Genomic DNA, 15,682 nt, shown 5'->3' on the forward strand with positions numbered 1-15,682 from the left:
GGCTTGGCCCGCCGCCCGCCTGCCGGGCTTTTACGTGGTTGAAGGGCGCCTTCATCCACACCAGGTGGAGGAAGGCGCCCTTCATCCACCTCACGGAACGGTTCGACGACCTCGTCGTCAGTGCCACCGCACTGCGCGCCTGCACCTCGGCCGCCGAGCACGACCAGCGGCGCGCGCACGCTGCGTTCAGATCCTAAAGACCGAGGCGCTGCTGTTCGGCCCGCACCACCTGCTGCTCCACCGACATCGCCGAGTCCAGTGCGCTCGCGTGCGAGTGCTTCGCCTCGCTTTCGCGCGCGTAGTGGTCGAACAGCAGGGTCTTGTGGTCGCGGATCTCCCGCACTCGGGCGTCCACGCTGTCCTTCACCAGCAACCGGTGCACGTGGACCTTGCGGACCTGGCCCATCCGGTGACAGCGGGCGATCGCCTGGTCCTCCGTGCTCGGCTTCCACTGCGGCTCGGCGATGATCACCACGGACGCGGCCTGGATGTTGAGGCCCACGCCGCCCGCCTCGATCTGAGCCAGCAGCACCGCGTGCTCCTCGCCCGCGGTGAACGCGTCCACCAGTTGTTGCCGGCCCCGCGCCGGCGTCGCGCCGGTCAGGGGACCGAAGACTTCGACGTGGTTCGCGACCGCGTCCAGCACGTCGTGGAAGTACGAGAACACCACGACCTTCCAGCCGTTGTCCCTCGACTCCTCGATGATCTCCAGCAGCCGCTCCAGCTTCGCCGAGCCGCGGGGCGTGCCCGGTGCGTAGGCGGCGCGGCGCATCGCCATCAGGTTCCCCGCGCGCACCGCGTCGAGATACGCACGGCGGTCCTGCCTGCCGAACTCGACCCAGTCCTCCATCTCCAGCAGCTCCGGCAACTCCCCCAGCACGTCTTCCTGGTTGCGCCGCAGGTACACCGGTGCGACAACGCGGCGGAAGGCCTTCGCTCCCACCACGGCGTCGACGGTGCCCGTGCGGGCCGCGACGTCCGGCTGGAGATAGCCGACCAGGTTGCGGAACTCTTCGACGCGGTTCTCCATCGGCGTGCCGGTGAGCAGCACTGCCCGCTCAGCGCGCTGCACGACGGTGTTGACCGCCTGTGAGCGCTGCGTGTCCGGGTTCTTCACGTAGTGCGCCTCGTCGACCACGACCAGCGCCGGGCGGAACCTCTTCGGCAGCACCAGTTTCGGCAACGTGCCGAACGTCGTCACGCCGACACCGCCCTGCGCCAGCCACGTGCCGACCGCGCCGTCGCGGCCCGCGCCGTGCATCCGGTGCGGCACGAGGTCGCTGTGCCTGGCGATCTCGTTGACCCAGTTGACGACGACGCTCGCCGGGCAGACCACCAGGAACCCACGCCGCCCACCGGCGGCGAGGCTGGCCATCACCGCGATGGCCTCGATCGTCTTGCCCAGTCCCATCTCGTCGCCGATGATCACGCGCTTGCGGGCCAGCGCGAACTTGGCTCCGAACGCCTGGTAGCCGCGCAGCGCCACCTTCAGCAGGCTGGTGTCCAGGGTGGTCGCGTCGACTTCGTGCTCGATGTCGGCCGGGACGAAGCCCTTGGCGGCGCTGCGATCCGGCATCGCGTCCGCACCGGCGAGGTCGGCGAGGAGCGTGTTGTAGGCGGCCGCGTCGAGTTCGTAGTCGCGCCACAGCGCGCGGTGGTCCAGGTCCGGCACGCGCAGCTGCGTGCGCACCGCACGCAACGCCGCCACGTCGCGGCTGGCCAGCAGGGTCTCGAGCCGGCCGAGCGCATCGATGGCGGCCTGTCCGCTCTTGCGCGACGAGAAGAACATCCGCACCCGGCTCCCGGCACGGGACGCGGCGCGCAGGTCGGCGTCGACCCTGCCCAGCACGTCTCCGAGCGGCTCGCGCAGCGGACCGACGAGCTGGTTCGCCCTGCGCAGCTTGGACATCAGCTGCAGCAGCTCGGTCCGGGCGCGGTCAGCACGGTCGGGGTTCAGGCGGACCGCCGTCTCGCGCGCGACGCCGTCGGCGACGGCGCGGGCGACCCGCACGATCTGCTCGGCGGACCGCCTGCCGACTCCGGGCACGCCGTCGAGGTGTTCCGGGCGCGCCCCGGCGACATCGGCAACGGTCCGGTACCCGGCGGCCTTCACCTTGCTCAGCCGCAGGTTCGCCTTCCTGTCCCGAAGCGCGTCCACCGGCATGGCACGGAGCTGGTCAGCCACCAGCGAGTCCCGGACCGCCTGATACTTCGCGGAGGCGAGCGCAAGCAGCCGATCCGGTTCCGCGCGCACCTCTGCCGCCTCGGCACGGAACGCCTTCGCGGCGGCCAGCACCGCGCGAGCCCGCCTACCGACCTTCGACGAGTCGTCCACCCGTGTCCTTCCGTCAGGCGGTCGGAGCGTACCGAACCCAGATCTGTCGTGGCCGGAACACGTGTCGCAGTCGGTGGCGCCGCAGCGACACCGACTCGCAGGGAGCCGGTGCGTCGCCGCGGCAGTGCGGAGCGCCCGAACCGCGCACCGTCAGTTCAGGGCAGCGGGCAGTTGCTGGAGTTGCTGGAGGATCGCCGGGTCCTGCAGCGTCATCCACTGGATGACCTCGGCGTACGTCGCGCACACGGTCTCGGCCTGTCCGCACACCTCACCGAGGTACTGCTCCATCGCGTTCGAGAACGCCGACCCGGCCCAGTCGTTGAAGTGGTTGCCGATGACCAGCGGCGCGCGGTTGCCGGTCAACGCCGCCTGGTACACCGACCGGTACGTGTCGACGACGATCCGGGTGAACTCGGCTGCCCGCGCGGGTTCCTCTCTGGCGCCGTTGAGCACGTACCAGAAGTTGTAGTCCATCATCACCACCCGCCTGCCCAGCGCGGGCACGCGCACCTCGGGCATCGGGAACTCCCACAGTCCGTTTTGGAGGGACGGCCATCGCACACCGAGGCTCACGTGACTGGTGTCGTAGACGAGACCGTGCGCGGCCATCGCGGGAAACGCCTTTTGCCAGTCGCCTTCGAGACACGGCGTGCGGCCGCCGCGGATCGCCTCCTGCGGCAGCTTCAGCCCGGCCGCCCGCGCCTTGTCGAGGATCGCCTTGAACGCGTCGAGCTCGGCGTTCCACTGCTCGGTGTTCCAGCGGCCGACGCTGGGTTCGTCGCCCCGGCAGAAGTGGCCGTTGTAGTGCGTGCCGATCTCGTGCCCGGCTGCGATCGCCTTGTTCAGGTCCTCGATGCGGTCCACGACCTCCTGCCTGCTGCCACCGAACCCGATCGACGAGCGTCCCCGCGGGTGCCCTGGCCCGGTGTAGATCTCCCTGTCCTCGTCCGGGACGAGGTACACGCCGGAAAGCAGGCCGGTGACGTGCGCGTTGTTCTTCTGCGCCAGCGGAAGCACGCGGCCCCAATGCTTCTTCGACGACGCGCCGTCGAACGAGAAGAGCACGAACTGCGGAGGCTTCTCACCCACGGCGAGCTTGCGCATCCAGGCCGGCGGCTTCGGCGGCGCGGGCACCGTCGAAGCCGGGCCGCTCGGCGGGGAGGAGGGGCTGGGTTGCGCGGACGAGGTCGCTGCCGAGTCGGCCACCTCCCGCTCGGCGTCGGGATCCAGGACCAGCAGGAGCACGAGGGCCAGCGCGAGCGCCACCCCCGTGGTCAACCATCCCCACCACTTCACACTGACGAGACTCGCGATCACCCGATCAGGTTGCATCAGATCACCAATTCGTCATTCGGCACCGTGGCCAGAGCCGTGCGCAGCCGGCCGGTGACGACCCGCGCCGTGTCGAGGACCGCGGTCACCCCGGGGCGGGTGGGACGCTCGACGGTGTACGCGATCGAGACCGCGGCGACCGGGGGCGGAGGTCACCGGAGCGGAGATGGTGGCCGGGCCTGGGATCACCTGGACCCAGTGACATGACGGCTGTTTTCGGGTCAGTCCCACCAAACACGCCAGGTGATCGGGCTCGCGGCTGTCCAGACGAGGTGCGGATTGCAGAGGCGGCACGCGAACCTCTGATGAGCTTCACACCGGACGCGGTGGCCGAACTCTTGGCGAGTTCATCGTCCGGTTGACCACTGCCGACGTGGAATAGCACTGGCCAGGTGAGCGCCATAAGTATTCCTGCTGGTCACGCGCCCAATACTGGGCCGCATTGCACCTGTCGTGCACAGCGCTCTGTGCCGCCTGTTCGCGAAACCGGCGTTTTCGCCGCCGGTTGTTGATAACGTGATCATGTGACTGCCGACAGCCGCAACGACGGTGCCGCGTCCACACCCAGCCGTGCGGGTGCGGCCTGGTCGGCGCAGGACACAGAGGTTCTGTTGGACGGCATCCGGCGCGGTATGACACTGAATGCACTGGCACCTGTGTTGCAGCGCACGACTGGCGCCCTGCAGGCGCGTTGTCTGGTGCTTTTACCCCCGGAACTTCGACCTGCTTTGCGGGCCGACGCCGAAGCGGTGTTGCGGGGACATCTGGCGGCCAATCCGACTTTCGACGTGCCCACGGGGAGCCCGAGCCGTACGTCGAGTCGCCGCGGGAAAGACGGCCGCAGAACTGCGGCGATGCCCGTGCGACTGAGCGGCGAACAGCAGCGGATGATCGACGCGGTGCAGGCCGGGCGGGATGTCATCGTCGACGCGACAGTGGGATCGGGCAAGACCACGGCGATTCAGGCGTTGTGCACCGAGGCAGGCCGGAACCGGAGAGTGCTGTACCTGACCTACAGCAAACTGTTGAAAGCGGATGCGCAGCGCCGGGTGAAGAACGCAAAAGTGCAGAACTACCACGGCATCGTGTATCCCTCGCTGCTCGAGGCGCGCATCAGTTGCGGCATCGGCGAGTCGATCCGGCGGTTCAACACGGCGTTCACCGAACTCTCGGCACGTTTCCCCAGGTTCGACCTGCTCGTGGTCGACGAGTACCAGGACATCAACGAGGAATACGCGCAGCTTTTGCGCAACATCAAGTCGCTGAACCCGTCGATGCAGACCGTGCTGGTCGGCGACCTTGCCCAGAAAGTGCAGTCGAACACGACATTGGACGTCCAGCGGTTCACCCGGGAGATCACCCGGCAGGCCGAACTGATGCCGTTCACGCAGTCCTTCCGAGTCGGCCAGGAACTCGGAGCACTGCTCAGTGAGGCGTGGAACAAACCGGTCGTCGGTGTCAACCAAGCCCAGACGATCCGGTACGTCTCCTACAACGAGGCGCTCGAGTTCATGGCGGCGAAAACTCCAGGCGACCTGTTGTGCCTGGGTCGACGCAACGGGCAGATGGCCGCGGCGTTGAACCACCTCGAACGCAGACACGGTGAGGTCTTCAACAAGAAGACGGTCTACGCCTCCATCCGGGACGGCGACACCTCGGTGACCTACAACGACGACACCGCGGTGTTCACGACGTTCGACTCCAGCAAAGGCCTGGAACGGTCGGCGAGCGTGGTGTTCGACTACGACGAGACGACCTGGGACATGCGCTGCAGATTCCCCGGCGTCGACACGACCGTCCTGCGCAACGTCTTCCTGGTCGCAGCGTCCCGGGGCAAGAACGAAGTCGTCTTCGTGCGATCAGAACAGCCGCATCGGCACCCCAAGAGCATCGGCTTCATCCCGGTGAAGCGGTTCACCGAGCTGCCGGATGACGAACTGCCGGCGTACGAGAAACCGTTGCTGGCGTCGGACTGCTTCGACTTCACCTATGCGGAGAACCTCCAGGCGTGTGTCGACCTGCTGGACCGGCGACGCCTCGACGACGGTGCGGCCGAGGAGATCGACATCGACCGCGTCGACGGGCTGATCGACCTCTCTCCCGTGGTGGGGCACTACCAGGAGGCGGTGTTCTTCGACAGGTACAACCCCGCACTCGAGGTGCTGCTGAACCCCAAACCGATCGCGAGGCAACTGCGCGCCCAGCTGAACGACGACCCCTGGCACAACTCGCTGGTGCTGACCGCTGTCGACACGGACCAGATGCGCTACGCGGAACAAGTCACGCGGAGTGTGAGTGGTGAAGTTCGTGACGCGCTGACGAGGCGGCTGGCCACACAGCTTCCCCGCGACTGCGCGGCACAGGTACCGATGGACTTGTCCGGAATGGCCGTCGCATCGTCGGCGGCGACACCGATCACGTTCATGGGTGTCGCGGACGCCGTGCACGACGGCCAGGTCTTCGAGCTCAAGTTCGTCTCCGAACTCGACCACGCCATGTTCCTCCAGCTAGCGCTCTACCTCGTGATGAGCGGGCACCAGACGGGAGTGCTGTGGAACACGCGCACCGATGAGCGCTGGGCGGTCCAGGTGCCTGACCGCGAAAGGTTCATGCACGCCGTCATCGTGTGCGTGACCAAACAGCGCTACCGGGCCTTCCGGCCGGCAACACCACAACAGCAACGGACCGGCCGGCTCCACAGGATCCCCGACGGCCTGATCGCGCGTCCGCATCGGGACGGACGACGCCTCCGCTGAGACGGTCCCGTCGATCTGCGCTGTGCCACCAACCGGTGCGGGCTTCGTCGACCGGAAGGTGTTGCGCACATGAGAAGCGGCTTGGCCGGCCCGGCAAATATCGACATTCACACGCACTGTCACCGCTCGTTACGATGCGCATTCGAAACATTTTCCAAAAAAGGACCTCACATTTAGCGCATTTTCGAGACGTTTCAGTCCAAACCCGCCCATTCGAGTGGTCTCCCCGCACGGATCGTTGACAGAGCGTCACAGCCGCAATCAAGAAAGCGTCCCATCGGGCGCATTCCATGCGCGTGCTCCGTTTGGCGGTCCCGCATCGTCAGGCCGATTTGGAAGCGTACGAGCCACCGAACGGGCTAGCAGACCCGACTCCGGCACCTTGACACAAAAGGTGGAACTAAAACGTTCTGGGGGTCGACTTTGGACTGCGAGGAGACATGCACGACGTCCAGATAGAACCGCTGCTGGAAAGACTCTCCAGACGCCATTTCATTCCGGGAGCACAACTCGCCGTGCACCGCGGTGGAATTACCCGCGCAGTCGAGTTCGGCGTCCAGCACACCGACGGGCCACCGATGACACGCGCTGCGCGCGTGCCCGTGGGGTCGGTCAGCAAGACCTTCACCGCGGCACTGGCGATGATCCTCGTGTCGGACGGGGATCTCGATCTGGACGAGCCGCTCACCGAGTACGTGCCAGCCGCGGCGAGCCTGAGCGACCGCCTCACCGCGCGGCATCTGCTGAGCCACACCGGCGGCCTGCCGTCCGATTCCGACGAGGTCACGGCGTCCACGCTGAGCAAGCACGTGGCCGAGTGCTTCCGCCGCGCCGACCCGCTGCACGAGCCCGGTGACGGTTTCTCCTACTCGAACATCGGCTACAGCGCGACCGGGCACCTGATCGAGGTCGTCACGGGTATGAGCTGGTGGGAGGCCATGTCGTCGGTGCTGCTGCGGCCACTCGGCGTGGCCGCGCACTTCGTGGTGGCGCCGGACGGCCCGCAGGACGCGGTGCCGGGGCACGCGGTCAACCCCGACCGGCACCGGGTCGTGCCGGTGCACCAGTCGCTCACGCTCGTGGACGCGCCGGCCGGCGCCATCGCGGCGAGCGCGATCGATCTGGTGCGGCTCGGGAGGATGCTCGCCGGCGACGGGCCGCGGCTCGTGGCGGACGCCGAGCTGCGCGAGATGCGGACACCGGCCGAGGGAGCGGAGCCGTTCGGGATGGCCGACGCCTGGGGTCTCGGCGTGGCGTTGTTCGAGGGCGGGTGGTTCGGGCACGACGGCACCGGCGACGGGACGTCCTGCCACCTGCGCGTGCATTCGGAAAGCGGCACCGTAGTCGCCCTCACCACGAATGGCAGCACCGGATTCGCCATGTGGCGCGAATTGGCGCGTGAGCTGGGTGTCGGCGACTACGACGGTTGCCGCGAGCTGGGAGAACGCCTGACCAGCACACCGCCGGACTGCATGGGGCGTTTCTACAACGGCGATACGGAGTATTCCGTCATGCCAGGTGAAAACACGCCACTACGACTCGCCGTGGACGGCGAGCCGTTCGCCGAGTTGACGCTCTACGACGGTCTGCTGTTCCGAATGCGGGACGTCGGCACCGGTGACACCACGCAAACCGGCCGTTTCCTGCGCGGTTCCCCCGGCCGCGGCATCGGCTGGCTCCAGGTCGGCGGCAGGCTCGCCCGCCGCGCCGCCTGATCTCCCTCTTTTCCGACTGATCCCCCGGAAAGGTCCTCCGCCGAAATGTTCCTCACGGCACTGTTCCGCGCCAGAGTCGCGTCATCCCCGCACGCACGCGCCGTCATCGCACCATCGGGCACGCTCACCTACGCCGAGCTGAACGCCCGCGCGAACCGGCTGGCGCACTGGTTGCGCGAGCGGGGAGCCGGTCCCGAGCGGATCGTGGCGCTGCGCATGCCGAGGTCGACAGGCATCGTCGTGGCGCAGCTGGCCGTGCTCAAGGCCGGAGCGGCCTATCTGCCCGTCGACCCCGCCTACCCCGTGGAGCGGATCGACTTCATGCTGCGCGACGCCGCGCCGCTGCTCACCCTTCAGTCCGAAGTGGACACGGCGGGACTGCCGGACACCGATCCCGAGGTGGAGCTCGACCCGGCTCATCCGGCGTACGTCATCTACACGTCGGGTTCGACCGGACGGCCCAAGGGCGTGGTCGTCACGCACACCGGCCTCGCGAACTTCGCACAGGCCGAGATCGAGCACTTCCAGGTCCGGCCGGGTGACCGGGTGCTGCAGTTCTCCTCCCCCAGCTTCGACGCCTCGGTGCTGGAGCTGTGCATGGCGCTGCCGTCGGGTGCCGCCCTGGTCGTACCGCCGGAAGGGCCGCTGCTGGGCGAGCAGCTCGCCGAGGTCCTGCGGCACAACAAGATCACCCACGCGCTGATCCCTCCCGTGGCCATGGCGACGGTGCCGGACGTGCCGCTGCCGGACTTCCGCACCCTGGTCGTCGGCGGTGACGCCTGCACGCCCGAGCTGGTCGAGCGCTGGTCGCCGGGCCGGCGGATGATCAACGCCTACGGCCCGACGGAGTCCACGGTGGTGTCGACGTGGAGCGAACCGCTGAGCCCCGGCGGCAGCCCGCCGATCGGCACACCCATCCCCGGCACGGTTGCCCACGTGCTGGACGACGACCTGCGACCCGCGACCGAGGGCGAGCTCTACGTGTCAGGTGCCGGCCTCGCCCGCGGCTACCTCGACCGGCCAGGTCTCACCGCGCAGCGGTTCCTGGCCAACCCGTTCGGGCCGGGGCGGATGTACCGCACCGGTGACGTGGTGCGGTGGCGCGACGGAGTGCTCGAGTTCGTCGGACGCGCCGACCACCAGGTCAAGATCCGCGGGTTCCGCATCGAGCCCGGCGAGATCGAGGCCGTGCTGCGCGAGCACCCGGCGGTGCGCGAGGCCGTCGTGGTCGCCCGTGCCGAGCAGGGACTCAAGCGGCTCGTCGGGTACGTCACCGGGGAGGCCGACCAGGCCGAGCTGCGGGCGCTGGTGGCGGCCAGGCTGCCCGCGCACATGGTGCCGTCGGTGTTCGTGGTGCTGGACGCGTTCCCGTTGAGCCCCAACGGCAAGCTCGACCGATCGGCGCTGCCGGCACCCTCGGCCCACACCGCGACGCCGGGGTTCACGGCCCCGCGCACGCCTGCCGAAGAACGGGTCGCGAAGGTCTGGGCGGAGGTGCTGGGGCTCGACGCGGTCGGCGCCGGGGACGACTTCTTCCACCTCGGCGGCGACTCGGTGCTCGCCACGCGGGCGCTGGCACTGCTGGGCGGCGGGCTGCCGCTGCGCGCTCTCTTCGAGCACCGCACGGTGACGGCACTCGCCGAAGTGCTGCCGGACACCACGCCGGCCGAGATCCCGCGCGTCCACAAAGGACAGAGCGTGCCGTTGTCCCGCACGCAGAAGCGGCTCCAGGGCGCGGAGGGGCCGGACAGCAACACCGCCGTCGGCGTGCGGCTCACCGGTTCGCTCGACCTCGCCCGCCTCCAGCAGTCGCTGGACGCGCTGGTCGCCCGGCACGACGCACTGCGCACCACCGTCCACGGCGACGTCCAGGTGATCAGCCCGCACGGCACGGTGCCGCTGGAGCTCGTCGACGACCTCGCCGCCGAGCTGGCCGAACCCTTCGACCTGCGCACCGGGCCGCTGACGCGCGCGCTGCTCACGCGCGACCAGGTCCTCGTGCTGTGCCAGCACCACATCATCACCGACGGCCGGTCGGTCACGGTGCTGCTCGACGAGCTGGCCAGGTTCTACGCCGGCGAGCAGCTACCGCCACCACGCCTGCAGTACCCGGACTTCGCGCTGTGGCAACAGGACCAGCCCGTGCCGAGCGTGGACTACTGGCGGCACAAGCTCGACGGGCTCGAACCCCTCGACCTGCGCACCGACCGGGTGCGGCCACCGCTGCGCTCGACGGCGGGCGCGGTGCTGCGGCGCCCGCTCGGCGCCGATCTGGTGCGCCGGCTCGCCACGGTGGGCCGGGCGCACGACGCCACGCTGTTCATGACGCTCACCGCGCTGGTGAAGGTGATCATGGCGCGGTACAGCGGCCAGCGCGACATCGCGGTCGGCACGGTGAACTCCGGACGCGACCGGGCCGAGCTGGACGGCGTCGCGGGCTTCTTCGTCAACACGCTGGTGCTGCGGACGTGGCTCGACCCGGAGCAGTCGTTCAGCGCCTACCTCGACCAGGTGCGCGACACCGTGCTGGAGGCGTTCGCGCACGACGACGTGCCGTTCGACCAGCTCGTGGAGGAACTGCGGCCCGGCCGCGACCCGAGCCGGACGCCACTGGTGCAGGCCGTCGTCGCGCTGCAACAGCCGTTGCTCACCCGCACCGGCTTCGGCGAGCTGAGCGCCGAGGAGGTCGGACTGCCGCGGCCGGCCGCGCGGTTCGACCTGGTCACCGAGTTCTGGCCGCGGGGAGACGACCTCACGCTGACGCTGGAGTACAACACCGATCTGTTCGACGCGAGCACGATCGAGCGCATGGCCGACGACCTCGTCGCGCTGTGCGAGGCCGTCACCGCGGACCCGGACCGCGACCTGGTCGAGTTCGCCGGGGAAGCGGAGGACGTGGCACGCGTGCACGGGTTCCGGGTCGACCCGGCGGTGGTGGAGGGGGTTCTGCGCCGGGTCGTCGACGACGCGCACGTGGTGGCGGGCGACGGCCGGCTCGTCGGCTACGTGACGCGGGCGAACCCCGCGGAGCTCAAGGGTTTCCTGAGCCAGGTGCTGCCCGACTACCTCATCCCGTCGGCGTGGGTGGTGCTCGACGAGATCGATCGCGCGAACCTGCCCGAGCCGCCCGCGCCACGGGTCGAGCGCGCCCGGTTCGTCGCGCCCCGCACGCCGGTCGAGGCCGTGCTCGCCTCGGTGTTCGCCGAGGTCCTCGGCGTCGGCCGGGTCGGGGTGCGGGACGGGTTCCTGGAGCTGGGCGGTGACTCGATCCTCGCGATCAGCGTCGTCACCAAGGCGCGGGCGGCCGGTCTGCACCTGAGCGCGCGTGACGTCTTCCAGCACCAGACGATCGCCGAGCTCGCCCCGCACGTGCGTTCCGCCGACGGCACCACCGCCGAGCAGGGCCAGGTCACCGGGGACGTGCCGCTCACCCCGATCCAGCGCTGGTTCTTCGAGCACCACGAGCGGCCGGGCCGGTTCCACCAGTCCGTGCTGCTCGACTTCGCCGAGGACGTCGACCAGGAACGACTCGGCAAAGCCGTCGGCACCGTGGTGGAGCACCACGACGCGCTGCGGGCGCGGTACGCGTTCGAGGAAGGCGAGTGGCGCCAGCGCATCGAGCCGTCCGGGCACTCGCAGCTGCGGGCGGAGATCGTGGCGCCGCGCCAGGTCCGGTTGTCCGCGCACCACCTCGTCGTGGACGGCATCTCGTGGCGGATCATCGCCGAGGACCTGCGTGCCGCCTACCGCGGTGAACAGCTGCCACCCAAGACGACGTCACTGCGCGAATGGGCGCACCGGCTCGTCGAGCACGCGGGAGCGGGCGGCTTCGACGACGAACGCGCGCACTGGGAGCGGATCACCGGGGGCAACCCGCGCACCGGCACCACGGCCACCCAGCACGGCGTCACCGTCCGGCTGTCCGAAGAGGACACCCGGCAGGTCCTGCGCGACGTGCCGCCCGTGTACCGCACACAGGTCAACGACGTCCTGCTGGCCGCGCTCGGCTGCGTGCTGAGCGGCTGGACCGGCTCCCCGAGGGTCCTGGTCGCGCTGGAGGGCCACGGCCGCGAGGAGCTGTTCGACGGTGTGGACCTCTCCCGCACGGTCGGCTGGTTCACCTCGATGTTCCCGGTCGTCCTCGACCTGCCGGAGGCGGGCTGGGGCGAGACGCTCAAGGCGGTCAAGGAGCAGCTGCGGGCGATCCCCCGGCGCGGCATCGGGTACGGCGCACTGCGCCACCTCACCGGCGCGGGCCTTCCGGACGTGACACCGGAGGTCGGGTTCAACCACCTCGGCCGGTTCGACGACGGCCAGAGCGGCATGGACCTCGACGCCGATCCCGGCTCACCGCGGCCGCACGCCCTCGACGTGGTCAGCCGCGTCGAGGGTGACCGGCTGGAGGTGACCTGGTTCTACAGCACCGAACTGCACGACGAGGCGACGGTCACGCGGCTCGCGGGCGAGATGCTGGTGGCGTTGCGGGACATCGCGCGCCACTGCGCGCGGCCGGACGCCGGTGGCCGCACGCCGTCGGACTTCCCGCTGGCGCGGCTGGACCAGGCCGCCTGCGACCGGATCGCGCTGCCGCACGTCGAGGACGTCTACCCGTTGACGCCGATGCAGGCCGGCATGGTGTTCCACTCGCTCGACGGCGTCTACCTGCAGCAGACCAGCTTCGTCGTCACCGCGGACCCGGCCGAGCTCGCGGCGGCGTGGCAACGGGTCGTGGACCGCACCCCGGTCCTGCGCAGCAGCGTGGTGTGGGAGGGCGTGCCGAAACCGCTGCAGGTCGTGCACGCGCACGCCTCTCTGCCGATCCGCCACCTCGACTGGACGACCGGTGACCGCGAGGAACTGCTCAGGGCGCTGCTGGACGAGGACCGCGCGGAGGGCGTGGAGCTGGGGACCGCGCCGTTGATGCGGCTGACGCTCGCCCGCCTGCCCGAGGGCGAGGTGCAGGTGGTGTGGACGTTCCACCACGTGCTGCTCGACGGCTGGAGCGTCTTCCAGGTGCTCACCGACGTGCTGGGCGAACCCGCCGAACGGCCGCCGTTCCGCGACTACGTCGAATGGCTGCACCGCCAGGACGACGAGGCCGCCGAACGCCACTGGCGCGCGGTGCTCGGCGGCTTCACCGAGCCGACGCCGCTGCCGTTCGACCGCACGCCGTCCGGGCAGCACGAATCCAGCACCACCGCGAACCTGCGGATCTCGTTGTCCGCAACGGAATCCGCCGCGCTGTACGCGTTCGCACGCGAGCAGCGGCTGACACCGGGCACGGTCGTGCAGGGCGCGTGGGCGGTGCTGCTCGCTCGCTGCAGCGGCCGGGACGACGTGTGCTTCGGCGCCACGGTGTCCGGCCGGCCCGCCGATCTTCCCGGCGTGGACGACATCACCGGGATCTTCATCAACACCCTGCCGGTTCGCGTGGCGGTGCTCGACCACGAACCCGTCGCGGCGTGGCTGCGCGGCGTGCAGGAGGCGCAGGTCGAGGCACGGCGGTTCGAGCACGTACCGCTGACCGACCTGCACGCCTGGAGCGGGGTCGAAGGCGGGGTGAACCTGTTCGACAGCGTGCTGGTGTTCGAGAACTACCCGGCGAACGGGCTGCCCCTGCGCGACCTGCGGGCGGTGGAGACGACGAACTTCCCGTTGAGCGCCACGGTCTACCCGGACACCGAGCTGACCGTGCTGCTCGGCTACGACCCCGCGGCGTTCGACGAGTCCACGGCGCGCGGGTTCGGCGACCACCTGCGCGTGCTGCTGACCGGCATCGCCGAGGACGCCGATCGCGAGGTCGGCGCGCTGCCGATGCTCCTTCCCGCCGAGCTCGACCGGCTGGAGGCGTGGAACGACACCGCGCACGAGGTGCCCGACTGCACCCTGCTGGACCTGCTGGCTCCCCGTGCCGACGACGCGGTCCGGTTCGAGGGCGAGGCGATCACGGGTGCGGAGCTGGAGCGGCGCGCGAACCGGCTGGCGCACCGGCTGATCACCGAGGGCGCCGGCCCGGAACGCGTGGTCGCCGTGACGCTGCCCCGGTCGATCGACCTGGTCGTCACGCTGCTCGCGGTGCTCAAGACGGGTGCGGCGTACCTGCCGATCGACGCCGACCTGCCCGCCGAACGGATCGCGTTCATGCTCGGTGACGCCGCCCCGGTGTTCGTGGTCGACTCACCACTCGGCGCGGCGGGCTTTCCGCCGACGGCGCCCGAGATCGCGCTGACGCCGGACCACCCGGCGTACGTGATCTACACCTCCGGTTCGACCGGCAAGCCCAAAGCCGTGGTGGTGCCGCACCGGGGCATCGTCAACCGTCTCCTGTGGACGCAGCACCAGTACGGGCTCACGTCCGGCGACCGCGTGTTGCAGAAGACACCGGCGAGTTTCGACGTGTCGGTCTGGGAGTTCTTCTGGCCGCTGGTCGCCGGGGCCACGCTGGTCGTGGCGAAACCCGAAGGTCACCGCGACCCGGACTACCTGGCTGATCTGATCCAGCGCGAGTCGATCACGACCGTGCACTTCGTGCCGTCGATGCTGCGGGCGTTCCTGCGCGAACCGGCCGCCGCGGGCTGCACCGGGCTGCGGCGCGTGCTGTGCAGCGGTGAGGCGTTGCCGGCCGACCTCGTGCGGGCCTGGTACGACGTGCTGGACGTGCCGCTGCACAACCTCTACGGCCCGACCGAGGCGTCCGTGGACGTGACGAGCTGGGCCACCGAACCGGCCGCCGGGGTCGTGCCGATCGGCAGGCCGGTGTGGAACACGTCGTTGCGCGTCCTCGACCCCGAGTTGCGACCCGTGCCACCTGGTGTTCCCGGCGAGCTGTACCTGGCGGGCGTCCAGCTCGCGCGCGGTTACCTCAACCGGCCCGGGCTGACGGCCTCCCGGTTCGTCGCCGACCCGTTCGGCCCGGCCGGTACCCGCATGTACCGCACCGGTGACCTCGCCCGCTGGCGGGCGGACGGCTCGGTCGAGTACCTGGGGCGCACCGACCACCAGGTGAAGATCCGCGGACTGCGGGTGGAGCTCGGCGAGATCGAGGCCGTGCTGGGCGACGCCGTCGTCGTCGTGCGTGACGACCGCCTCGTCGCCTACGTGAAGACGCCGGACGTGGACGCGTTGCGCAAGGCCGCGGCGGCCGCGCTGCCGGACTACATGGTGCCGGCCGCGATCGTGCCGCTGGACGAGTTCCCGTTGAGCCCCAACGGCAAGCTCGACCGGCGCGCCCTGCCCGATCCGGAGTGGACACCGGCCGGACACGTCGAGCCGCGCACCCCGGCCGAGGCAGCCGTCGCAGCGATCTGGGCGCAGGCGCTCGGAATCGACCGCGTCGGCGCCGAGGACGACTTCTTCGCGCTCGGTGGCGACTCCATCCGCGGCATGCACGTCACGTCGCTGCTGCGAGACGCGTTCGGGGTCGCGCTGAGCCCTCGCGACGTGCTGTCCGCCCGCACCGTCGCCGCACTCGCCGACCTCGTCGAGGAACTGATCCTGAGCGAGCTCGAGCACACCGCTTCTCTCGACGAACTCTGAGGACCCGC

The 15,682-nt window shown here is 69.9% G+C and carries 6 protein-coding genes; 4 read left to right on the forward strand and 2 right to left on the reverse strand.

What is annotated here, in order from left to right; genetic code table 11:
* Positions 1–197: hypothetical protein (locus ABZV40_RS39665; protein ID WP_355454191.1), on the forward strand; the 197-nt coding region annotated here is incomplete at its 5' end.
* On the opposite strand, the gene ABZV40_RS39670 is transcribed toward ABZV40_RS39665, so the two are convergent.
* Both ABZV40_RS39670 and ABZV40_RS39675 read right to left on the reverse strand, forming a co-directional pair.
* Positions 194–2,335, reverse strand: a complete 2,142-nt coding sequence (locus ABZV40_RS39670; protein ID WP_355454193.1) for an SNF2-related protein — start codon at positions 2,333–2,335, stop codon at positions 194–196. The genes ABZV40_RS39665 and ABZV40_RS39670 overlap by 4 nt on opposite strands.
* A 150-nt stretch (positions 2,336–2,485) precedes the next feature.
* On the reverse strand, positions 2,486–3,613 hold the full coding sequence (locus ABZV40_RS39675) for a polysaccharide deacetylase (protein ID WP_355454195.1): 1,128 nt from the start codon (positions 3,611–3,613) through the stop codon (positions 2,486–2,488).
* Between the two features lie 908 nt (positions 3,614–4,521).
* On the opposite strand from ABZV40_RS39675, the gene ABZV40_RS39680 reads away from it, so the two are divergent.
* The 3 genes from ABZV40_RS39680 (at position 4,522) to ABZV40_RS39690 (ending at position 15,674) form a co-directional block, all read left to right on the forward strand.
* Positions 4,522–6,423, forward strand: a complete 1,902-nt coding sequence (locus ABZV40_RS39680; RefSeq protein WP_355454197.1) for a DEAD/DEAH box helicase family protein — start codon at positions 4,522–4,524, stop codon at positions 6,421–6,423.
* A 440-nt stretch (positions 6,424–6,863) separates the two neighbouring features.
* Positions 6,864–8,138 (forward strand): serine hydrolase domain-containing protein, encoded by a 1,275-nt coding sequence (locus ABZV40_RS39685; protein WP_355454198.1) that lies wholly within the window; start codon positions 6,864–6,866, stop codon positions 8,136–8,138.
* A 45-nt stretch (positions 8,139–8,183) separates the two neighbouring features.
* Positions 8,184–15,674 carry an amino acid adenylation domain-containing protein gene (locus tag ABZV40_RS39690; protein WP_355454200.1) on the forward strand — a complete coding sequence of 2,497 codons (7,491 nt, stop codon included), beginning with the start codon at positions 8,184–8,186 and terminating at the stop codon, positions 15,672–15,674.
* Positions 15,675–15,682 lie beyond the last annotated feature (8 nt).

Source organism: Lentzea sp. NPDC004782, assembly GCF_040609115.1.
Classification (GTDB): Bacteria; Actinomycetota; Actinomycetes; order Mycobacteriales; family Pseudonocardiaceae; genus Lentzea.

Bases quoted from the DNA above. Each gene is read 5' to 3' on its own strand.
- ABZV40_RS39685 (WP_355454198.1), top strand. From the start codon at position 6,864: ATGCACGACGTCCAGATAGAACCGCTGCTGGAAAGACTCTCCAGACGC.
- ABZV40_RS39680 (WP_355454197.1), top strand. From the start codon at position 4,522: ATGCCCGTGCGACTGAGCGGCGAACAGCAGCGGATGATCGACGCGGTG.
- ABZV40_RS39690 (WP_355454200.1), top strand. From the start codon at position 8,184: ATGTTCCTCACGGCACTGTTCCGCGCCAGAGTCGCGTCATCCCCGCAC.